This window comes from Zobellella sp. DQSA1 (assembly GCF_041950555.1).
GTDB lineage: Bacteria > Pseudomonadota > Gammaproteobacteria > Enterobacterales > Aeromonadaceae > Oceanimonas.
In genome coordinates this window covers 15,471-37,500 of the sequence record NZ_CP169531.1, presented here as the reverse complement: position 1 = coordinate 37,500, position 22,030 = coordinate 15,471, and the positions used below count along the sequence as shown (strand labels likewise).

17 protein-coding genes (1 of these 17 running past the window's edge) are annotated in these 22,030 nt (G+C 62.7%); 9 read left to right on the top strand and 8 right to left on the bottom strand.

What is annotated here, in order from left to right:
- Positions 1 to 570, bottom strand: partial view of a YigZ family protein gene (locus tag ACEVBK_RS00145; protein ID WP_375058616.1) — the 5' portion only. It extends 54 nt beyond the left edge of the window; the window shows 570 of its 624 coding nt (coding positions 1–570); its start codon is at positions 568 to 570; its stop codon lies off the left edge, out of view.
- Between the two features lie 280 nt (positions 571 to 850).
- On the opposite strand from ACEVBK_RS00145, the gene fadB reads away from it, so the two are divergent.
- The 4 genes from fadB to ACEVBK_RS00125 all read left to right on the top strand — a co-directional run bounded on the left by fadB (position 851) and on the right by ACEVBK_RS00125 (position 5,709).
- Positions 851 to 2,995, top strand: a complete 2,145-nt coding sequence (fadB, locus tag ACEVBK_RS00140; protein ID WP_375056631.1) for a fatty acid oxidation complex subunit alpha FadB — start codon at positions 851 to 853, stop codon at positions 2,993 to 2,995.
- Between the two features lie 21 nt (positions 2,996 to 3,016).
- The gene (fadA, locus tag ACEVBK_RS00135; RefSeq protein ID WP_375056630.1) at positions 3,017 to 4,180 is read left to right on the top strand and encodes an acetyl-CoA C-acyltransferase FadA; all 1,164 of its coding nucleotides are present in this window, start codon (positions 3,017 to 3,019) and stop codon (positions 4,178 to 4,180) included.
- A 276-nt stretch (positions 4,181 to 4,456) separates the two neighbouring features.
- On the top strand, positions 4,457 to 4,702 hold the full coding sequence (tusA, locus tag ACEVBK_RS00130; RefSeq protein WP_375056629.1) for a sulfurtransferase TusA: 246 nt from the start codon (positions 4,457 to 4,459) through the stop codon (positions 4,700 to 4,702).
- Positions 4,703 to 4,782: 80 nt separating this feature from the next.
- The gene (locus ACEVBK_RS00125; RefSeq protein ID WP_375056628.1) at positions 4,783 to 5,709 is read left to right on the top strand and encodes an AEC family transporter; all 927 of its coding nucleotides are present in this window, start codon (positions 4,783 to 4,785) and stop codon (positions 5,707 to 5,709) included.
- Between the two features lie 79 nt (positions 5,710 to 5,788).
- Here the strand turns inward: ACEVBK_RS00125 and ACEVBK_RS00120 are convergent, their stop codons facing one another.
- Both ACEVBK_RS00120 and ACEVBK_RS00115 read right to left on the bottom strand, forming a co-directional pair.
- Positions 5,789 to 6,439, bottom strand: a complete 651-nt coding sequence (locus ACEVBK_RS00120) for an OmpA family lipoprotein (RefSeq protein WP_375056627.1) — start codon at positions 6,437 to 6,439, stop codon at positions 5,789 to 5,791.
- An 86-nt stretch (positions 6,440 to 6,525) separates the two neighbouring features.
- Positions 6,526 to 7,095: a DNA-3-methyladenine glycosylase I gene (locus tag ACEVBK_RS00115; protein ID WP_375056626.1), complete on the bottom strand. Its 570-nt coding sequence runs from the start codon at positions 7,093 to 7,095 to the stop codon at positions 6,526 to 6,528.
- Between the two features lie 101 nt (positions 7,096 to 7,196).
- On the opposite strand from ACEVBK_RS00115, the gene glyQ reads away from it, so the two are divergent.
- The 4 genes from glyQ to ACEVBK_RS00095 all read left to right on the top strand — a co-directional run bounded on the left by glyQ (position 7,197) and on the right by ACEVBK_RS00095 (position 12,067).
- Complete coding sequence (glyQ, locus tag ACEVBK_RS00110) at positions 7,197 to 8,108, top strand: glycine--tRNA ligase subunit alpha (protein WP_202088624.1); 912 nt, start codon at positions 7,197 to 7,199, stop codon at positions 8,106 to 8,108.
- Between the two features lie 4 nt (positions 8,109 to 8,112).
- Positions 8,113 to 10,182 (top strand): glycine--tRNA ligase subunit beta, encoded by a 2,070-nt coding sequence (gene glyS / locus ACEVBK_RS00105; RefSeq protein WP_375056625.1) that lies wholly within the window; start codon positions 8,113 to 8,115, stop codon positions 10,180 to 10,182.
- A gap of 152 nt (positions 10,183 to 10,334) precedes the next feature.
- Entirely contained in the window at positions 10,335 to 10,676 is a 342-nt protein-coding gene (locus ACEVBK_RS00100) for an antibiotic biosynthesis monooxygenase (RefSeq protein ID WP_375056624.1), read from the top strand.
- Positions 10,677 to 10,813: 137 nt separating this feature from the next.
- Complete coding sequence (locus ACEVBK_RS00095; protein ID WP_375056623.1) at positions 10,814 to 12,067, top strand: valine--pyruvate transaminase; 1,254 nt, start codon at positions 10,814 to 10,816, stop codon at positions 12,065 to 12,067.
- Between the two features lie 58 nt (positions 12,068 to 12,125).
- Here ACEVBK_RS00095 and ACEVBK_RS00090 read toward each other — a convergent pair whose 3' ends face one another.
- Positions 12,126 to 12,551, bottom strand: a complete 426-nt coding sequence (locus tag ACEVBK_RS00090; RefSeq protein ID WP_375056622.1) for an Hsp20 family protein — start codon at positions 12,549 to 12,551, stop codon at positions 12,126 to 12,128.
- 256 nt (positions 12,552 to 12,807) lie between these two features.
- Between ACEVBK_RS00090 and leuA the strand changes: the two genes are divergently transcribed.
- On the top strand, positions 12,808 to 14,484 hold the full coding sequence (gene leuA, locus ACEVBK_RS00085) for a 2-isopropylmalate synthase (protein WP_375056621.1): 1,677 nt from the start codon (positions 12,808 to 12,810) through the stop codon (positions 14,482 to 14,484).
- Here leuA and ACEVBK_RS00080 read toward each other — a convergent pair.
- The 4 genes from ACEVBK_RS00080 to bcsB are packed head-to-tail and all read right to left on the bottom strand — an operon-like array spanning position 14,481 to position 22,026.
- On the bottom strand, positions 14,481 to 15,212 hold the full coding sequence (locus ACEVBK_RS00080; RefSeq protein ID WP_375056620.1) for a helix-turn-helix transcriptional regulator: 732 nt from the start codon (positions 15,210 to 15,212) through the stop codon (positions 14,481 to 14,483). The genes leuA and ACEVBK_RS00080 overlap by 4 nt on opposite strands.
- A 30-nt stretch (positions 15,213 to 15,242) precedes the next feature.
- The gene (gene bcsC / locus ACEVBK_RS00075; RefSeq protein ID WP_375056619.1) at positions 15,243 to 18,689 is read right to left on the bottom strand and encodes a cellulose synthase complex outer membrane protein BcsC; all 3,447 of its coding nucleotides are present in this window, start codon (positions 18,687 to 18,689) and stop codon (positions 15,243 to 15,245) included.
- Complete coding sequence (bcsZ, locus tag ACEVBK_RS00070; protein ID WP_375056618.1) at positions 18,671 to 19,768, bottom strand: cellulose synthase complex periplasmic endoglucanase BcsZ; 1,098 nt, start codon at positions 19,766 to 19,768, stop codon at positions 18,671 to 18,673. Before bcsZ ends, bcsC begins: the two co-directional genes overlap by 19 nt.
- Before the next feature lie 2 nt (positions 19,769 to 19,770).
- Positions 19,771 to 22,026: a cellulose biosynthesis cyclic di-GMP-binding regulatory protein BcsB gene (bcsB, locus tag ACEVBK_RS00065; RefSeq protein WP_375056617.1), complete on the bottom strand. Its 2,256-nt coding sequence runs from the start codon at positions 22,024 to 22,026 to the stop codon at positions 19,771 to 19,773.
- Between the last annotated feature and the right edge of the window lie 4 nt (positions 22,027 to 22,030).

The window sequence follows — 22,030 nt, the reverse complement described above, 5'->3', positions numbered from 1 at the left end:
CCGCAGCTGGCGACAGAATTCGGGAATGGTGCGCGCCTCAACCGACAAGACCCCCTTCACTTCGGCGCCATAGTCGACTTCCAGCCATTGCCCCTGAACCTCACCCAGCAGAAATTCCAGCAGCGCCATGTCGCCGTAGCCTGCGCTGACGGTCAATCGCCCCATGATACGCCGCTCCCGGGTCTCCAGTTGCATCAGGGCAGATGCCACTGTTCCCCCGTAGGCACGTACCAGACCGCCGGTACCCAGCTTGATGCCACCGAAGTAGCGGCTGACCACGGCGGTGATCTCACCGATGCCGGATCCCTGTAACTGGGCCAGAATCGGCTTGCCGGCAGTGCCCGACGGCTCGCCGTCGTCGCTGAAGCCGAGCACCCGGGAATCCGTCGGTACACCGGCCACGAACGCCCAGCAGTGGTGGCCGGCGGAAGGCTCACGGGCACGCACAGAATCGATAAAGGCTTTCGCCGCCGCAGGATCCGGGGTATGGGCCAGGAAGGCGATAAAACGGCTTTTCTTGATGTCCTGCTCCCACACCAGAGGCGCGGCAGGAACCGGATAAGGAGACATATTCACGGTACGGATCCCGGTCACGACAAAGCCCGCCTAATATTGAGTATTCGACCCTGCCGGCGAGCCTGCGAAAAAGAGCGCAACATTGTTGCCGAATCGTGCGGGGAAGTCATCTTTTGCTCATTCGGGCCCGCCCGATGGTGTCATTAACAAGCACCACATAAAATTAAAACAATTGTTTAAAATAGGTGTTGAAATCAGCTGCTTTTCTGTTCATAGTGAGCCCATCCCTGCCCGGGAGAGTCGGAGCAGCCCAAGGGAACAAGGAGATATGAGGATGATCTACCAAGGCGAAGCCCTCTCTGTACAACTGTTGCAAGACGGTATTGCTGAACTCAGCTTTGACGGCAAAGGTGCCATCAACAAGCTCGACCGCGCCACCCTGCAGTCACTGGAACAGGCGGTGACGGCACTGGAACAGACCACCGGTATCAGCGGCCTGATGCTGACCAGTAACAAGGACGCTTTTATTGTCGGTGCCGACATCACCGAGTTTCTGGAGCTGTTCGAACTGCCGGAAACCGAACTCGGCGACTGGCTGGCCAAGGCCAACCGGATTTTCAACCGCATCGAAGACCTGCCCTTCCCCACCGTCAGCGTGGTCAGGGGCTATGCCCTCGGCGGCGGTTGCGAGTGCATCCTGGCCACCGACTACCGTATCGGTGATGCCAGTGCCCGCATCGGCCTGCCGGAAACCAAGCTCGGCATCATGCCCGGTTTCGGTGGCACCGTGCGCTTGCCGCGCCTCATTGGTGCAGACAACGCCATGGAATGGATCACCACGGGGCAGGAGAACAAGGCCGAGGCCTGCCTGGCCGTGGGTGTGCTGGACGCGGTGGTGAACAGCAACCAGTTGCGGGACGCTGCCATCCGCCTGCTGCAGGACGCCGCCGCCGGCAAGCAGGACTGGCAGGGCAAGCGCGCCCGCAAGTGCGCGCCGCTGACCCTGGACAAACTGGAAGCCATGATGAGCTTCAACACCGCCAAAGGCATGGTGGCCGCCAAGGCCGGCCCCCACTATCCGGCCCCCATCACCGCGGTGAAAACCATCGAGGCCGCCGCCGCCATGGGCCGCGACGCCGCGCTTCAGGTGGAACAGGACCACTTCGTCAAGCTGGCCAAAACCCCGGTGGCCCGCGCCCTGGTGGGCATTTTCCTGAACGACCAGTTCATCAAGGGCAAGGCCAAGAAGGCGGCCCGGTCGGCTCCGGCCACCCGCAAGGCCGCCGTGCTCGGCGCCGGCATCATGGGCGGCGGCATTGCCTACCAGTCGGCGGTGAAAGGCATACCGGCGGTGATGAAGGACATCAACGACCAGGCCCTGCAACTCGGTATGAACGAGGCCGGCAAGCTGCTCAACAAGCAGCTGGAGCGGGGCAAGATCGACGGCTTCAAGCTGGCCCAGGTATTGTCCAGCATCACGCCCACCCTGAACTATGACGGCCTGCAGGGCGTGGACATGGTGGTGGAGGCCGTGGTCGAGAATCCCAAAATCAAGTCCCAGGTGCTGGCCGAGGTAGAAGCAAAAGTGAGTGAGGACACCGTCATCGCCTCCAACACCTCCACCATTCCCATTTCGCTGCTGGCCAGGAGCCTCCAACGACCGGAGCGGTTCTGCGGCATGCACTTCTTCAACCCGGTGCACCGCATGCCCCTGGTGGAGATTATCCGCGGCGAGCAGACCAGCGACGATACCATCAACCGGGTGGTGGCCTACGCCGCCGCCATGGGCAAGGCGCCGGTGGTGGTGAACGACTGCCCCGGCTTCTTCGTCAACCGGGTGCTGTTCCCCTACTTCTTCGGCTTCGGCAAGCTGATTGCCGACGGCGCCGACTTCGTGCAGGTCGACAAGGTGATGGAGAAGGTATTCGGCTGGCCCATGGGGCCCGCCTACCTGCTGGACGTGGTGGGCATAGACACCGGCCACCATGCCGCCGCCGTCATGGCCGAGGGCTTCCCGGCGCGCATGAGCAAGGCCGGCAAGGACGCCATCGACGTCATGTATGAGCAGCAGCGCTTCGGCCAGAAGAACGGCAAGGGCTTCTACGCCTACAGCCAGGACAAGAAAGGCAAGCCGAAGAAGGAAGCCGATCCGCAGAGCTACCAGTTGCTGCAGGAAGTGGTCGAAAGCCGGCTCGAACTGGAGCAGGACGACATCATCGCCCGTATGATGATCCCCATGATCAACGAAGTGGTGCTCTGCCTGGAAGAAGGCATTATCGGCTCTCCCGCCGAGGCGGATCTGGCGCTGGTGTACGGTCTCGGCTTCCCGCCGTTCCGGGGCGGCGTGTTCCGCTACCTGGATACCCTGGGCCTGGTCAACTATGTGGCCATGGCCGACAAATTCGCCCATCTGGGCCCCCTCTATCAAGTGAGCCCCGGACTGCGCCAGATGGCCGCCGACGGCAAGACCTTTTACTGATTGGCGGAAGGAGACGACAGCATGAAAGACGTGGTAATTGTCGATTGTATTCGTACCCCCATGGGACGTTCCAAGGGCGGTGCATTCCGCAACGTCAGGGCCGAGGATCTGTCCGCCCATCTGATGCAGGGGCTGCTGGCCCGCAACCCGGCCCTGGCCGCCACCGATGTCGAGGACATCTACTGGGGTTGCGTGCAGCAGACCCTGGAGCAGGGCTTCAACGTGGCCCGCAACGCCGCCCTGCTGGCCGGTCTGCCCAAGGAAGTAGGCGCCGTCACCGTCAACCGGTTGTGCGGCTCCTCCATGCAGGCGCTGCACGACGCCGCCCGGGCCATCATGGTGGGCGACGGCGACGTCTTCATCATCGGCGGGGTCGAGCACATGGGCCACGTGCCCATGAACCACGGGGTGGACTTCCATCCCGGGTTAGCCCTGAACGTGGCCAAGGCCGCCGGCATGATGGGCCTGACCGCCGAGTTGCTGGGCCGGCTGCACGGCATCAGCCGGGAGCAGCAGGACGCTTTCGCGGTGCGTTCCCACCAGCGTGCCCACCAGGCTACCCTGGAAGGCCGTTTCGCCAACGAGATACTGCCCATCAACGGCCATGCCGCCGACGGCAGCCTGGCCCTGTTTGAAACCGACGAGGTGATCCGCCCGGAAACCAGCCTGGAGTCCCTGGCCCAGCTGCGCCCGGCGTTCGATCCGGTCAACGGCACCGTGACCGCCGGCACTTCCTCCGCCCTGTCCGACGGCGCTTCCGCCATGCTGGTGATGTCCGCCGACAAGGCCGCTGCCCTGGGCCTCAGGCCCCGGGCGCGCATCAAAGCCATGGCGGTGGCGGGCTGCGATCCCTCCATCATGGGCTACGGCCCGGTGCCGGCGGTACACAAGGCGCTCAAACGGGCCGGTCTCTCGGTATCGGATATCGACCTGTTCGAGCTGAACGAAGCCTTCGCCGCCCAGTCGCTGCCGGTGCTCAAGGATCTGGGCCTGCTGGAGGTGATGGACGACAAGGTTAACCTCAACGGCGGCGCCATCGCCCTCGGCCACCCGCTGGGTTGCTCCGGTGCCCGTATCTCCACCACCTTGCTCAACCTGATGGAAAATAAAGACGCCACCCTGGGCGTGGCCACCATGTGCATCGGACTGGGCCAGGGTATCGCCACCGTATTTGAACGGGTCTGAAACTGATGAGCAGCATCGGCCAGGAACCTCACGCAGACACGCCGTAAATCCATCCATGGGGGCTCCGCCGCGCCGTCCATGGCGCGAAGGGGCTGCTTAGCGGCACCTGGTCGCTGCTATAGCGTTCAGATGACACGAGCATCCAGGGCAACGACAAGAACTTCTATGGTCGATTTTGGGCAGGGGCTTCCCCTGCCCTTTTTTGATCACGGCCACGGTTGACCATTTATTCAGCAAGGGTAATATAGGCGGGGTTAACGACCAGGTAGTAGAACCATGAATTTTTCTTTTTCCGATGCCCAGCATATACTGGATGCCACCGGCCTGCGCTGTCCCGAGCCGGTAATGATGGTGCGCAAGCGGGTACGCAATATGGCCAGCGGCGAAACCCTGCTGATCACCGCCGACGATCCCTCCACCACCCGGGACATCCCCAGCTTCTGCCGCTTTATGGACCATGTGCTGCTGTCCAGCCAGATAGAGCGACTGCCCTATCAGTTCCTGATCCAGAAAGGCGCCTGACTCGCCAAAGGGCGGATATAACCGCCCATCACAAGCTGATAAGCTTGGGGTCCGAACAACTCTCTTTGTAAGGACACTCCATGCTGGCCGTCAGCCATGCCCTTGGTCCCCTTTTCCTGCTGATCCTGACCGGCACCGTGCTCCGGCGGCTGCGTTTTCCCGACGAACAGTTCTGGCACGGCGCCGAGCGTTTCATCTACTTCCTGCTGTTTCCGACCATGCTGATCAGCACCCTGGCCACCGCCGACTTCGGTCAGGTCGCCTTTACCGGCATGGTGACTCTGCTCGCCGGCCTGCTGCTGTTGCTGGCTGCGGCGCTGTGGCTGTTGCGCCACCGTCTGGGGCTGGACATCCCCTCTTTTACCTCGGTATTTCAGGGGGCGCTGCGCTTCAACACCTATGTGGGTCTGGCCGGGGCCGCCGCCCTCTACGGTGATGCCGGCATCACCGCCGCCGCCGTGGCCATCGCCGTCATGGTGCCCCTGGTCAACATTCTCTGCGTGCTGATGTTTGTAGGCACCGACGGCGGCGGCCAGTCGGGACTCTGGAATGCCGTCAAGGCCCTGGCCAAAAACCCCCTGCTGCTGGGCTGCGTGGTCGGCATTGCCCTCAACGTCACCGGTATCGGCCTGCCGGGCTGGAGCAGGGATACCCTGGGCCTCGCCGGCCAGGCGGCCCTGCCACTGGGGCTGATCGCGGTGGGGGTAGCGCTGCAACTGAAGGCCCTGCGCGGCACCGGCCGGGCCTTCTGGCAGGCCTGCACCATCAAGTTCGCCGCCTTGCCCGTGTTGGCCCTGCTGGTCGGCTGGCTGACCGGATTGGGTGAAATCGAGCTGGGGGTGGTGGTACTCTTTACCGCCCTGCCCACCGCCACCTCTTCCTATATCCTGGCCCGGCAGATGGGCGGCAACGCCCCCCTGATGGCCGCCATCATCACCGGCCAGACCCTGCTGGCCATGGCGGTGCTGCCGGTATGGATGTCGCTGCTGGCCTGGCTGCAGGCATAAAAAATGCCCGCGACGCGGGCATCTCTCTATCCAGCCTCTCGCAGGCATGCCGGAGCACGGCAGATGCCCGCGCCCCGCCTTAGGACATGGGGCTCAGGGTGATCTCCACCCGACGGTTCTGCGCCCGGCCCTGCTCGGTGTCATTGCTGGCCACCGGCTGGTTGAAGCCCATGCCGCGGATATTGAAACGATTGGCGGCCGCACCCTGGCTGATCAGGAACTGGCCCACGGACGCGGCACGGCGCTCGGACAGTCCCTGGTTGTGGCTGGCGGAGCCGGTGTTGTCGGTATGGCCGACCACGTGTACCCAGGTCTTGTCGTACTCTTTCAATACCATGGCCACCCCGCTCAGGGTGTTGTAGAAGTTGGGCGACAGATCGGCGCTGTCCACCGCAAAGGTGATGGCACTCGGCATGTTGAGGATGATGTCGTCGCCGTTGCGGGTCACGCTGACGCCGGTGCCCCGCATCTGATCCCGCAGCTTGGCCTCCTGCACATCCATGTAGTAACCCACACCGCCGCCCAGGGCCGCACCGCTGGCGGCGCCGATCAGGATACCCTTCTTGCGATCGCTGGAGCTGGCGGATGCGCCGCCGATCACCGCCCCGGCCAGGGCGCCGATGCCACTGCCCACCGCCGCCTTGGAAGTTTGGGACTCACCGGTATAGGGGTTGGTGGTACAGGCAGAAAGGGCCATCGCCGCAGCCATGGCCAAGCAGACTTTTTTCATATCAGGGTTCCGTTTATAACGAGCACAAGTATCCGACAATATAGCGCCCCCCAGGGCGTTCGACAAAGACTCCTTGCGACCAGATGTCAGCCGTTGACGTTGTCCGGATGACAGGGGCAGCTCAGCAGGTGATCGTTCACCATGCCGGTCGCCTGCATAAAGGCATAGCAGATGGTGCTGCCCACGAAGGAGAAACCCCGCCGCTTCAGCGCCTTCGCCATGGCGTCCGAGGCCGGGGTGGTGGCCGGCACCTCCCCCAGGCTGGGCCAGCGGTTCACCACCGGCTCGCCACCGACGAAGTCCCACAGCCAGCGTCCGAAGTCCAGGCCCTCCGCCTCCATCGCCAGGTAGGCCCGGGCATTCTTGACGACCGACTGGATTTTGAGCCGGTTACGCACTATGCCCCTGTCCTGCATCAACCGCTCCACATCCAGCTCATCGAAACGGGCAATTCGCTCCGGTTCGAAATCGGCGAAGGCGGCCCGGTAGCCCGGGATCTTGCAGAGGATGGTGAACCAGCTCAGGCCGGCCTGCTGGCCATCCAGGCACAGTTTTTCAAACAGCGCCCGCTTGTCGTACTCGGGCACCCCCCACTCATGATCGTGATAATGGATATAACGCGGGTCTTCATTGACCCAACCACAACGTGTCAGCATGGTCGCTCCTCGAATTCAGCCTATATTCACACCGGGTCAGCAGGTATACTCTTTGGCCTAGTTTCACACTGCGAATGCACCTATATCAAGGCGCGAACATCATGCAAAAATTCGATATCAATACCTTTCAGGGTCTGATCCTGACATTGCAGGATTACTGGGCCCGGCAAGGCTGCACCATAGTGCAGCCGCTGGATATGGAAGTGGGTGCCGGCACCTCCCACCCCATGACCTGCCTGCGGGCCATAGGACCGGAGCCGATCGCCACCGCCTATGTACAGCCCTCCCGCCGCCCCACCGACGGCCGCTATGGCGAAAACCCCAACCGGCTGCAGCACTATTACCAGTTCCAGGTGATCATCAAGCCGTCACCAGACAATCTCCAGGAGCTGTACCTGGGCTCGCTGAAGGAGCTGGGCCTGGATCCGCTGGTGCATGATATCCGCTTTGTGGAAGACAACTGGGAAAACCCCACCCTCGGCGCCTGGGGCCTCGGCTGGGAAGTCTGGCTCAACGGTATGGAGGTGACCCAGTTCACCTACTTCCAGCAGGTGGGCGGCCTGGAGTGCAAACCGGTCACCGGCGAGATCACCTACGGCCTGGAGCGGCTGGCCATGTATATTCAAGGCGTGGACTCGGTCTACGATCTGGTGTGGTGCGACGGTCCCCTAGGCAAGACCACCTACGGCGACATTTTCCACCAAAACGAAGTGGAACAGTCCACCTACAACTTCGAACATGCCGATGTGGACTTCCTGTTCGGCTTCTTCGAACAGTGCGAGAAGGAGTGCCAGCACCTGCTGGCCCTGGAAAAACCGCTGCCCCTGCCCGCCTACGAGCGGATCCTGAAAGCGGGCCACGCCTTCAACCTGCTGGATGCCCGCAAGGCGATTTCGGTGACCGAACGCCAGCGCTATATACTCCGCATCCGCACCCTGACCAAGGCCGTCGCCGAGGCCTACTACGCCTCCCGCGAAGCCCTGGGTTTCCCCATGTGTAAGAAAGAAGGATAAGGGCATGGCCGAACAGAATTTCCTGGTTGAAATAGGTACCGAAGAACTGCCGCCGAAGGCGCTGCGTAGCCTGGGCGAAGCCTTTGCCGACAACCTCAGGCTTGAACTGACCGACGCCGAACTGCCCTTCGCCGAGGTCCGCTGGTACGCGGCCCCCCGCCGCCTGGCGGTACAGGTGATCGGCCTGGCCGCGGCCCAGGCCGACAAGCAACTCGAAAAACGCGGTCCCGCCGTGCAGGCCGCCTTCGATGCCGAAGGCAAACCCACCAAGGCCGCCGAAGGCTGGGCCAGGGGCAACGGTATCAGCGTCGAACAGGCCGGCCGACTGAAGACCGACAAGGGCGAGTGGCTGGTGCACCTGGCCGACATCAAGGGCAAGAGCGCTGCCGAGCTGTTGCCGGCGATGGTCGAGCAAGCCCTGACCCGGTTGCCGATCCCCAAGGCCATGCGCTGGGGCGACAAGGCCACCCAGTTTATCCGCCCGGTGCACACCGTTACCCTGCTGCTGGGTGAGCAACTGCTGCCCGCCACCATACTGGGCGTCGACGCCGCCCGCACCCTGCGCGGCCACCGTTTTATGGGTGAGCAGGAATTCCAGCTGGAGCATGGCGACCACTACCTGCAACAGCTCGAAGAACGCGGCAAGGTGCTGGCCGACTTCGAGCGCCGCAAGGCGATGATCAAAACCGGGGTCGAGCAGGCCGCCGCTGCCGTGGGCGGTATCGCCGACCTGGACGACGAACTGCTGGAAGAAGTCACCTCACTGGTTGAATGGCCGGTGGTACTCACCGCCTCCTTCGAGGAAAAATTCCTGGCGGTGCCGGCAGAAGCCCTGGTGTACACCATGAAGGGCGACCAGAAATACTTCCCGGTGTACGACACCGACGGCCGCCTGCTGCCGAAGTTCATCTTCGTCACCAACATCGAGTCCAAGGACCCGAGCCAGATCATCAGCGGCAACGAGAAGGTGGTACGCCCGCGCCTGGCCGATGCCGAGTTCTTCTTCAACACCGACCGCAAGGCCCCACTGATCTCTCGCCTGGAGCAACTGGATCATGTGCTGTTCCAGCAGCAGCTGGGCACAGTACGGGAGAAGTCCGAGCGCATCAGCGCCCTGTCCGGCCTTATCGCCGTCGCCATCGGCGCCGACCGGACGCTGGCCGAACGGGCCGGTCTGCTGTCCAAGTGCGATCTCATGACCAACATGGTGTTCGAATTCACCGACACCCAGGGGGTGATGGGCATGCACTACGCCCGCCACGACGGTGAGCATGAGGCCGTGGCCCTGGCCCTGAAGGAGCAGTACCAGCCCCGCTTCGCCGGCGACGAGCTGCCCGGCCAGGACATTTCCGCCGCCCTGGCCCTGGCCGACAAGCTGGACACCCTGGTAGGCATCTTCGGCATCGGCCAGGCTCCCAAGGGCGACAAGGATCCCTTCGCCCTGCGCCGGGCCGCCCTGGGCGCCCTGCGTATTATCGTCGAAAAGGGTTACAACCTGGATCTGGTGGTGTTGATCGAGCAGGCCCGCACCCTCTACGGCGACAAGTTGAGCAACGCCCGGGTGGCCGACGAGGTGCTGGACTTTATGCTGGGTCGCTTCCGCGCCTGGTACCAGGATCTGGGTCATGAGGTGGATGTCATCCAGGCGGTGCTGGCCCGCAAGCCGACCCGTCCCGCCGACTTCGATGCCCGGGTCGGGGCCGTAAGCCGGTTCCGCCAGCTGGAGGCCGCCGCCGCTCTGGCCGCCGCCAACAAGCGGGTCGGCAATATTCTGGCCAAGTTCGAAGGTGATATTCCCACCGAGGTGAACCCGCTCCTGCTGCAGGACGAGGCGGAGAAAGTGCTGGCAGGCCAGTTGGCGGAACTTTCCGCCCGCCTGGCACCACTGTTCGCCGCCGGCGACTACGACCGCGCCCTAAGCGAACTGGCCGCTCTGCGCGAAGGCGTGGACAGCTTCTTCGACCAGGTGATGGTGATGGCGGAAGACGAAGCCATCCGCCTCAACCGCCTGGCCCTGCTCAGCCAGTTGCGCAATCTCTTCCTGCAGATAGCGGACATCTCCCTGCTGCAGTAACCAGCTTAAGCCCCGCATCCGCGGGGCTTTTTGTTTAAATTCTCTGGTCTTACCAAAACCGGCAAGAATCTGTGTTACATATTAAATAGCAGCTTCGAAATACGATAAAACCATTAACTCAGTGATGTCATTCAGCAGCAAGGATACTGCCTATGATCAAAGTTATTATCGAACGTCACGTTGCCGAGGGGTTGGAAGAGGTTTATCAGGACACGGTGCGCCGCCTGATGCTGCAGATCACCGACAGACCCGGCTTTCTCAAGGGCGATGCCTACCGTGACCTCAACCATCCCAACCACTTCTATGTGATTTCCAACTGGGAGAATATCGGCAGTTGGGAACGCTGGCATGACTCCCCCGAACGACAGCATATGCTCAACGAGCTTTCCCCCTTCCTCGAAAGCGACGAAAAGTGCACCGTGCTGGCGCTCAAGGTCAGCTATGAAGCCCAGCCTTCCAAGTACGCCAAACCGACCCAGACCTATTCCTATTGAATGGAAGGGCCGCTGTTTCACATGAAACAGCGGCCCCTTGCTTCTGATGAATACTGCTCCTTACCCCGGTCGACAGCGGGAACAATATGGGCTAACGTGGCTGTTTCAGCAACAATAGCCCCTTTGGTAGTTATCCCATGGAATTTTCAGCATTCGGTCAGAAGTTTACCCGCCACGCCGGCATCACCCAGTTGATGGACGATCTCAATCAGGGTCTGACCGCGCCCAACACCATTATGCTGGGTGGCGGTAATCCGGCCGCCATCCCGGAAGTGCTCGCCTATCTGGACCAGCAAGCCCAGCAGTTGCTGAAAACCGGGGATCTGCTGAAGGCCATTGCCAACTACGACGGTCCCCAGGGCAAGGATACCTTTATCCGGGCCCTGGCCAGGCTGTTGTCCCGGGAGCTGGGCTGGCCGGTAGGCCCCGAGCATATCGCCCTCACCAACGGTAGCCAGACCGCTTTCTTCTACCTGTTCAACCTGCTGGCCGGCGAGTTTGCCGATGGCCGCAAGAAGAAGGTGCTCTTTCCCCTGGCCCCGGAATACATCGGCTACGGCGACAGCGCCCTGGACGAAGAGCATTTCGTGGCCTGCAAGCCGAGTATCAGCAGGCTGGAGAACGGCCTGTTCAAATATCATGTAGACTTTGAACAACTGGAGGTCGGCGACGATATCGGCCTGATCTGCGTCTCTCGCCCCACCAACCCCACCGGCAATGTGCTTACCGACGAAGAAGTCGTACACCTGGACGAAATTGCCCGGGAAAAAGGCATTCCCCTGCTTATCGACAACGCCTACGGTACTCCTTTCCCCAATATCATCTTCACCGAAGCCAAGCCGTTCTGGAACGACAACACCATCCTGTGCATGAGCCTGTCCAAACTGGGTCTGCCCGGGGTTCGCTGCGGCATCGTGGTGGCCAAGCCCGCCATCATCCAGGCCATCACCAATATCAGCGGTATCATCAACCTGGCCCCGGGCAGCATGGGCCCGGCCCTGACCCTGCCGATGATGGAAAGCGGCGACGTTATCCGGCTCAGCAACGAGGTCATCCGTCCTTTCTACCAGGCCAAGGCGCAGCAGGCGGTAGCCTGGTTGCAGGAGGCCATTCCGCTGGCCCAGTTCCATATCCACAAGCCGGAAGGTGCGCTTTTCCTGTGGTTGTGGTTCGAGGATCTGCCCGTCCATTGCCAGGAGCTGTATCAGCGCCTGAAACAGCAGGGACTGCTGGTGGTGCCCGGCCATTACTTCTTCCCCGGCATCGAGGATACCGAGTGGCAACACAGCAAGGAGTGTATCCGTCTCAACTACGCCCAGCCGGAAGCGGATGTAAAGGCCGGTATCGAGATACTGGCGAAGGAGATACTGGCGCTCTACGGCCAGCCGTAAGATAGAAACCACAACGCCGGCATGATGCCGGCGTTGTCGTTTGATGGGCAGGCTTGGTTTACTCGGCCTGGCCAATGGCGATGGTTTTCGGCTTGGCGGCCTCCGGCACCTCACGCACCAGATCGATGTGCAGCAGGCCGTTTTCCAGATCGGCGCCCACCACCTTGATATGATCGGCCAGCTGGAAACGCCGCTCGAAGCCGCGCTCGGCGATACCCTGGTAAAGATAATTCCTGGATTCCTGCTCTTGTTCCTTATGGCCTTTCACCATCAGGGTGTTTTCATGGCTGGTGATTTCCAGATCCTGACGGGCAAAGCCGGCCACCGCCATGGAGATGCGATACTGGTTTTCGCTGAGCAGTTCGATGTTGTACGGCGGGTAGCCGTTGTTGCTGCCACCACTGGCGGCGTTTTCCATCAGAGATGCCAGACGGTCGAAACCGATGGCGGAGCGGTACAGGGGTGAAAAATCGAAGCGTGACATAATCATATCCTCCAATGAGCGATATTGTGGTTGCCCTCTCAACGACGGGCTTGGGGTCGATGAAGGCCCTGTCGGCGCCTTCATTATTTATGTGGGGTAAACCCTATCCCTTTTCAAGGCACTCTCATGCGAAAAATTGGCGAGACCGCTCGTCAGGCTGTCCACTTCACGATAACCCCAGTCACCTCCGCAGGATCCACCACTTTCGGAGTCGGTAACAATACACCCTCTTATTCACAGATGACTGGAGTTGCTCATGCTTACCGATCCCTCTTCGAAGTACCGGCCCGCCGCCACCTTGCCGTTGGAAGACAGGCGCTGGCCAGGCAACACCCTGACCCGGGCCCCGCGCTGGTGCTCGACCGACCTGCGTGACGGTAACCAGGCGCTGATTTCCCCTATGGACCAGCAGAAAAAGGCCCTGTTGTTCGAGCACTTGGTCCAGTGTGGATTCAAGGAAATCGAGGTCGCTTTCCCGGCGGCCTCCGGCACCGATTTCGATTTTGTCCGTTACCTGATAGAACAGCAGCACATTCCGGATGACGTCTGGATCCAGGTCATCACCCAGTCCAGACCGGATCTGATCACCCGCACCCTGGCGTCCCTCCAGGGAGCTCCCAGGGCCATAGTCCATCTGTACAATGCCACCGCGCCCCTGTTCAGGGAACTGGTGTTCCGCCAGGACCGGGCAGCGACGGTCGAGCTGGCGGTGAGCGGTGCGCGCCAAATCCGCGCGCACTGTGAGGTGAATACCGACACCCGATGGATACTGGAATACTCACCGGAAACCTTCTGCTTCACCGAACCGGAGTTTGCCTTGGCGATCTGCACCGCTGTGCTGGAAGCCTGGCAGCCGAGCGCCGAGCGGCCGTTGATCCTCAATCTGCCCGCCACGGTCGAGGTCAACACGCCCAATGTCTATGCCGATCAGATTGAGTGGTTCATCCGCCAGCTGCCCCATCACGAGCACGTCACCATCAGCGTGCACCCGCACAACGACAGGGGCACCGGCGTCGCCTGTGCCGAATTGGCTCTGCTGGCCGGTGCCACCCGGGTGGAAGGCTGCCTGTTCGGCAATGGCGAGCGCACCGGCAACGTGGATCTGGTGACCCTGGCACTCAACCTGTATACCCAGGGTATCAGCCCGGGGCTCGACTTTTCGGATTTGCGCCGACTGGTCGAGTTGGTCGAATACTGCAACGCGCTGCCGGTCCATCCCCGGCATCCCTATGCCGGCGAACTGGTGTTCACCGCCTTTTCGGGATCCCACCAGGATGCCATCAAAAAAGGGTTTGCCGCCCGACGGCAACAGCCGCAGTCTCCCTGGCAGGTTCCTTACCTGCCGCTCGACCCGGCGGATGTGGGTTGCAGCTACGAAGCCGTTATCCGGGTCAACAGCCAATCGGGCAAGAGCGGCGCCGCCTGGCTGCTGGAACAAAACCATGGCCTGCAATTGCCCAGAAATATGCAGATCCACTTCAGCCGGCAGCTACAGATGGTTGCTGATGAGTCCGGGAGGGAACTGACGGTCGCGGAAATCTGGGCCCTGTTCCGTCAGCAATACGGCTTGGCCGAGCCCACGATGCTGACCCTGCAGGAATATGCCAGCAAGCACGATGGTCAAGGACAGCGCATTCATGCCAGAGTAAGCTATCAGGGCGAAGAAGTGCATCTGTCCGGCCGGGGTAACGGCCTGCTGTCGGCCATGATGGATGCCATTAACCACCAGTTCGGTCTGGCCCTGGAGATAGTAGGCTACCATGAGCACACCCTGGGCCAGGCCAGCCGCAGCATGGCCGTGGCCTACCTCGAATGCCGGGACAAGCACGGCAACCGGCATGGCGCCGGCATCGATACGGATGTCGCTAAGGCCTCGCTGCAGGCGGTATTGCACATAACCGGACAGGCTCTGGCTGCCAACCACCCGAACTAGCTGCCCAAATAAGTACTGGGCGAGACCCCTAGACAACGCCGAAACATGGCGCTGAAGGCGCTCTGGCTGTCGTAGCCGACCGCCAGCGCCACATCCAGTACCGAATGCCCCGCCGCAAGCGCTTCCAGGGCCTCCAGCAGGCGCTTGCGACGCAGCCACTCGCTGAAAGTCAGGCCGGTTTCCCGCTGGAACCGGCGAGATACGGTGCGCTCACTGACCCCCAGCAATTCGGCGGCCCGCTCCAGGGACCAGGCTTCATGCAATTGCCGGTGTACCTCGTGGCACAGCGTCAGTAACGCGGGGCTCACCACATCCGGCAGATTCAACCCCAGTACCGGCAGGATACGCAACTCATCCAGGATCAGTTCCATTACCCGCTCGGCGCGTCCACCGGGTGCATAATCGGGAGCAATATCGATGGCCGCCACTATCAGGGCTTTCAACAGGTCACCCACCTCCACCACACAACAATCGCCCGGCAAGTCGGCCCTGGCCAGGGAATCGACGAACAGGGTGCGCATACGCACCTGGCCATTCATCTTCAAGGCATGCGTGGTTTCCGCCGGTACCCAGACCCCTCGACCGGGAGGAATGATCCAGGTTCCTGCATCGGTATCAACCCGCACTATACCGCTCAGGGTGTGGATCAACTGGGCGCAGCGGTGCCGATGCGCCGGCTCCAGCGCGCCATGCCGGTAATCCTGGGCGTAAGCCGTAAGCGGCCGCATTGGCATCTCCAGGCTGAACAGCATGGCGCTCTACCTGAACTCGGCGTAAGGCGTCAGCGGCAGGGGCGGCATATCCAGGTTGCCCTGCCAGCCCCCGAACGAATAACGCAGATAAAGCAGTCCGTTGCTGGGGGTGTAGTCTCTCGCCTGCTGAATGCTGAAGCCGCCGCCGATGCTCCAGTGCGAGTCGAGCCGGCGCTCCACCAGTGCCCGCAGGGTATAGCCGAAGCCATTGCTGCTGCCGCCAAGGCCGATGGCATTGCGATCCGGCAGATCATCGGGCACCAGGCCGGACAAGGGGTATCGAGCCTGGTCGTCGGTAGTGGAACGGGACATCGAGACCGAACCGCCCAGCTCCCACGACCAGTTGTCGGTGCGCTCCCGGTAGCTCACCGGCACGCCCATCGACAGATATTGTTGAGGGCTGTAATAACCACCCTGTCCGAGGGAGTAACCGCTGAGATCCTTCCGATACTGCCACCACATGCTGTTCACCCCCACGCTGACCCGCCGGTGAGCCTCGTTAACGAGCTTGTAGTAGTAGCCCCCCATCAGCTGGAATCGGTGGTTGTCCTCGACATGCTCTCCGGTCAGTGCGGCCGAGCCCAGGTTGCCCCATACCCCGTGGGCGCCGCCCTGATCGTAGCTGAGGGACAGATTGAGGCCGGTGGCGCGCACCCCGCCCCAGACCAGGCCGGTATTGGGATCACGGGTACCGGCAAAGGCCAGCAGGGAGTTCGACAGCGGCCGGCGGGACGCGGTAAGGGTCCAGCCCAGTTGTCGCCAGTCTCCGCTGTAGTCGAGGCCGCCGACCCAGTCCACCACCTCGAAACCGAGCGGCGTCGTACCCAGATCCCCCCGCCAGCGCTCTCCTTCCCAGCCCAGGGCGACGCTGGCCCCGGTAGCGGTCTGGTGATGGTCGCCGCTACACCCCGCCTCCCGGCAGGTCCCGAAGGTTTCGTTGTAGGTATCTCCCTCGAAGCGACCGGCATCCATATGCACCATATCGGTACGGAAGAAGGCACGCCCGCCGGACACAGGGGTAGCCAGTTCCAGCATGCTGGTATGGGCGCCCAGATCGGAATAACCACCGGTACCACTTGAACCCCAATATTCCTGGTTGAAGGTGATGGTCGTGTCCATATGGCGATACAGGTCCGCCGCATCGGAGCGAATGCTGCGTAACAGCCAGTCATCCTCCGGCTGTTCTCGGGTCGCCCGGGTAAAGGCCTCGTTGTCCGCGGGTGCCGCCAGCCCCGCCGCCGACATGGCCCGGGCATAGTCGTCGAGCGCCTGCGGCGATCGACCTTGTTGCCGTGAAAACCTGGCCTTGTCTCGCAGCAACCAGGCGCTTTCCATGGAAGGCGCCTGTTCATGGGCGAGCGGCGCGGCACGCCGGAACCAGTCTGCCGCCTCGTCGGATTCCCCCATCCCGGCCCAGGCATTGGCGATACGACGTGTCTCGTTCAACGACAGTTCTTGTTGTCCGCTCAGGCTCTGCAGCGCCGACTTCGCTTCGTGGCGACGGCGTAACGCGAGCAGCGCTTCAATCTCACCGAGTCGGGCATCGACCAGCCCGGGCTCGGACGCCAGCACCTTGCGGAAACCATCAAGGGCAGCATCGGCTTCTCCCCGCTCCAGAGCCCAGTCGGCCAGGACAAGATCGATCCGGGTGGCAGCCGGCTGGCCGAGCAGAAAATCGATGGCCTCACGCTCGTTCCCCTGCTCACGCAAGGCCCGAGCCTGGGCCAGCCTCCGTTCCAGTTCAAGCCGCTGCGCCAGCTCGGTCATGTCGCTGCTCCAGTGCGCCGCAGGCAACCGGGTCAGGTGCGCGAGCGCCTGCTCGTCCCGACCGCGGGAAGACAGGTACAGGGCATGGGCATAGACCTGCTGCACATCGTCGGGACGGCGCCGGGCCTGTTCGGCCATGACCGCATCCGCCCGTTCGGACTCTCCCGCCTGCAGCAGGTATTGCGCCAGGCGGTAATGCAGCCAGACATCGTCGGGCACCAGTGGCCGAGCCTGCTCCAGCAACCCGGCCGCGGCTTGCCATTCCTGGCGCTGCGCCAATGCCTCCGCCTGCTGTTGCAACAGCGACGCCCGCAGCCGGCCCCATTCATCTCCCAAACTCTGCCGTTGCCGAACCGTCAGTTGCTCCAGATACAAGCTGGCCCGCTCTGGCGATCGCCGGCTGTAGAGGGTGACGAGACCCCTTATTGCGCTGCTGTTGGCCGGCTCCTTCTGCAAGGCCTGCTGGAAATGGCGCTCGGCTTCTCCGTCTTCCCGCCGGGCAAGCGCCACCTCTCCCAGACCCACCCAGGCGTAGCTGTCGTTGCTGTCCTGCCGGCTCGCTCGCCGGAACAGCTGCTCCGCTTCGTCGAACGCCTGCGCCTCGATAGCCTGGTTTCCCTGCTGGATAAGCTTCCAGTAACGATGGGTCTGGAGCAGGCTCAGCCACTTGCTCCGCTCGCCACTGTCCGGGTCCGCCCGCACGGCCTGCTCCAGCAAGGTGATGGCTCTGTCCCTGTCACCCTGCTGCCCATAGGCCTGACCCAGGGCCCCCAACAACTGGGCATCGCCCGGGTGGGCTGCCAGCGCTCGCCGCAGCCAGCGTGCCGCCCCCTCGCCGTCGCCCTGTGCCACCAGGGCCAGGCCGCGAAGCCTGGCCTGAAACACGGGATCCGCCAGCAATGTTTGCTGCTGCTCGAGCAGTTCCCGGGCCGGCACGGCCAGCTCCCCACCGACGCTGTCCAGAAAATGCCGCAGCTGGGCAACACTGGCCTCCCCGACCGGCAACGCCCTGATCCGCTCAAGCCAGAACTCGGCAGCCTGGTTGCGGGTCAGGGATTCTTTCGTCATGTCCTGCAACAGGGAAAAGCCCTGCCGGAACTGGCCGGCATTGAGCAACAACCGGGCCAGGTTGAGCCGTACGGCGGCATCGCCAGGATAGTGGCTCTCCAGCTCCTGCAACCGGGCAATAGCCAGGGCTTGCTGCCCGGAGATGCGGGCGACCAGGGTCCAGTATTCCACCGCCAGCTCCAGGCCGGGCTGCCCCTCGGCAAACAGGGCCTGGTAGGCCTGACGGGCGTCCTCCAGCCGGCCCCCCGCCGCCAGCAGTCTCGCCTGCTGCAATTGCCTGCTGCCCGACTCGGTCAGCAGGTACATCGCCAGCTTGGCCTGCAGGTAGGCATCGGAGTCGGGTGCCAGCCGGGCCAGGCGTTCAAATTGCAGTCTGGCCTCGGCGGGGTTTTCCTGCCGCAGGGACAGTCGCAACCGGGACATCATCAGTTGCGGGTGGTCCGGTGCTATCAATGCCAGGCGATGCAAGGACTCCTGCACCAGGTCATCCCGGTGCAACGACTCTCCCAGGCGGATCTGCTCCAACAGCCAGGGCTCGGGGGCGACTTGCGCCGCGACCGGCGTCGCCAGTGCCAGGGCTACCGACAAGCCGAGCCAGCTTAGTGATTTATTGCGCATGATTGATCCCACTCGGGCAGCAGTTTCCCTGCCTCATCGAAACGATAGCGTCGCTGATCCCATCCCAGGCCGAACAGGGTCAGCACCGAATCATAGTAGGCCTGGTCTCCCGGAGGGTTCGTCGCCAACCGCCGGCGCTGGGCATCGGCCAGGGCGCCGTTTTGCAACATCGGCAGCAGGGCGGCGGAAAAGCCGACCGGCCCGCGACCGACGGCCTCTCCGGTCTGGGCATCCACCCGTTCCGGCGGGCCGGCATCCGTGGTCAGTTCGACCATGGGTTGCAGGTGTTCCAGCAGACGGACTCGATCGGGATCGCCGCCCGCCAGCATTCCGGCCCACAGGTAGCTCCTGATGGCGTCATAGCTGCCGCGGCTGCCCGAGGTTTCCGCCGGCTGCCAGCCCCGGGAACCGTGCCAGCTGATCCAGTCGGGCACCAGACCCCGGGGCGCGCTTTCCAGCCAGAGACGAAGGTTGTTGCCTCGCATTTCCCGCCAGGGGCCTTCCAGCTCGGCGAAGCGCGCCAGCAGTTGGGGAGGCAGGTAGCTCGGGTTCAATGTCCAGTGAGACTCCTTGGCAAAGCCGATCCGACCCGGCAACAGCATCATCCCCAGGCCGGGGATGTCCATGACCTCTTCACGGGCGATGCGTTGCAGCAGCAAAGTTCCCAGCACCCTGTACTTGCGGATCTGCCACAATCGCCCCGCCTCCAGCAAGGCGTAGGCAATCCACAGGTCGGAATCGGAAGCGGAATTGTCATCCAGCACCGACCATTGCCGCTGCTCGTCCCTGCCCCACAGCCAGGCGGGCAGCCGGGCGGTGAGATCCCCTTCCGCCAGGTTTTCCTCCGTCCATCGCAGCAGCCGTTCGAAAGCCTCCCTGTCATCGGCCACCAGCGCAAAGAACATGCCATAGCTCTGCCCTTCCGAGGTGGTGATGTCCCGCCCGTCGACAGGATCGATTACCCGTCCCTCAGGACCGATATAAGCCTCCTTGAACCCATGCCATTCGGGCCAGTCGCAGCCGGCCCAGGCCAGCGGGGCCAGCAGCAGTCCTATCAGCATCATGCCCAGCCTGGACATGCTTACCCCTCGTTATCCGGTGACAGCCGGCGCCGGCTCAAGGCATGCAGTCCCCGCCACAGTACCACCCCCATCAGCAGCACGCTCAGTGCCGCCAGCACGGCCAGCACGACGGGATGAGGCGACAGCACAAACCAGAGCCGTTCCCACCAGGGCAGGTAGCCCACATGATAGATATCCCCCACCCGTACATGATGGACGCCCGCTTCCCGTACCGTGGTCACGGAGCCGCCAATTTCGTCGCGCCTGCCGCCGTCGAGCAGGGCGCCGTTCAGCAGCTGATGGCCGCGGTCGGAATCGGCCAGCAGCGCCACCACACTGCGCTGTTTGTGAAAGGGTGACTGGAAACCGATCATGGCCGCCAGCACCCCGTCCGATGCCATGCTGACCTCGGTTTCCGGCCGGCGATCCACCGCCGCCGGGATCAACCCCGCCTGCGCTATCTGCCGGGCCGGCATCGCCATCCGGCTCTGGGCCTGTTCAAGCAGCAAGTGCACATTGCGATCGCCAGCCAGGTCGTCGGGGACGCGCCCCACTACGAGCACATCCAGATCCTGCCCCCTCACCGCCTGCCAGTCATCGCTCAGCCGAACCGCCAGTCCCGGGTAACCGGTGTGGGCACCGATCCTCCCCAGTACGTTGAGCAGGGTCTGCAACGCCGCCGCTCCGGCGTCCCGCTCGACCAGCACCATGGTCTGCGACAGATCGGCCATACGGCTGAACGGAAAACCGGATTGGGCGAAGGCCCCCAGATCCGGCATGGCCATGAAATGGCGATAGCCGGAGAAATCAACGGTTGAATCCCCATCGATGATGACCTTGTTGGGAATCGTCCTGTGACTCTCGCAGCGATCGGGCGAGCCGCCGATAATGGGGTTGGCGTAATCGAATTCGAACCGCAGTTCATTGCTGGAGCCAAGGCGGAGCTTGGGGATGGTCATACGAGCACCGGCCCCCGAGTCCTGGGACAACAGCAACTGCAGGAACTGCTCCCCCCGTTGCTGCTCCGGGCGCAGTTGGTAGGATCGCAGAAACTGGTTATTCAGGTTCACGGTCAGGCGGGAGCCGTCCGCGGTCCTGGGCGCGCTGTAGCGATACCTCAGTTGCATTTTCACGCCCCGTTCCCGGGCCCGGAACAGATCGGGCGGCAGATTCATGGTCAGGGCAATGGGCAGCGGATCCAGGCCGGTTGACTGCAACTGCTCGGCATAGGTCTGCAACTCGGCAAAGGACACCGGCCTGTCGGTGCGAATCCAGTTGGGGGCATCATAGGGCTGCCTCGGCTCCAGGGGCGTGACTCCGCCCACAGCCACACTCTGGCCCCGCAACAGCAGGCTCCCCTGCGCCAATCCGCGCACCGCCGTCACCAGATCCTCGTCATCCCGGCCCAGTATCAGCAGCAGCTTCACATAGGGATCCTCCGGGCTGCTGATCATTTCCAGGGTTGGCCCTTCGACCTCGGGGTAATCCCGCAGAAAATCGGGCCTGCTGACGTTAGTAGCAAAGACGATACCATGGCGTTCGGGCAGCCGATTGAACAAGACCGGAAAATCCTGCCCGCGCCACTGGGCCTGGGTGCCAAACCAGGAGGCCAGCATGCCCGCGGCCCTTTGCTGGGTCAGCCCCGGCTGGCCGGAAAAGACCACCGGCAGGGTCAGCGGGCGGTGATCGCGGCTGTCATAGAACGGTTCGGGAAAATAGGATAACTCGTTCTTCACCGGCAATTTCTGATGGCGCAACGTCAGATGGCTGTCGCTGGCCACGTCCAGCCACAAGGTGGTACTGGCGGGATTTTCGCAGATATGCTGGTAATGGCCGACGAAGTCCAGCTTCAGTCGGTTGAAATCACTGATATAACGGGGGTCCAGCGGGATCTGCACCCGGCTCCTCCTGCCCATTTGTTCGGCCGAGAGCGGGATCATGCCCATCATCTCATCGTTCAGGTACACCTTCACCTGAGACTCATTCGGAATGAGAGCCGACGAGGGAGTGAACGCCAGGTCCAGTACGGCCCGGGATACCACTTCGTCACTACGCACGCCGAACTCAACCTGGCCCTCGGGACTGCTTCCGCGCAGCTGCATCGATCCCGGCTTCACCATCATCTGGGCAAAAGGCAATTCAACGTCATGGAAGGGGGCCGGCGACGGCCGTGCAGAAGCGGCCTCCGGCGGATCGGGCAGGCCATCCGTTTCAGCCGCAACACTTCCCCCACTCCCCCATACCACCAGGGCACATAAAACGATTATTTTTTTCATAAGG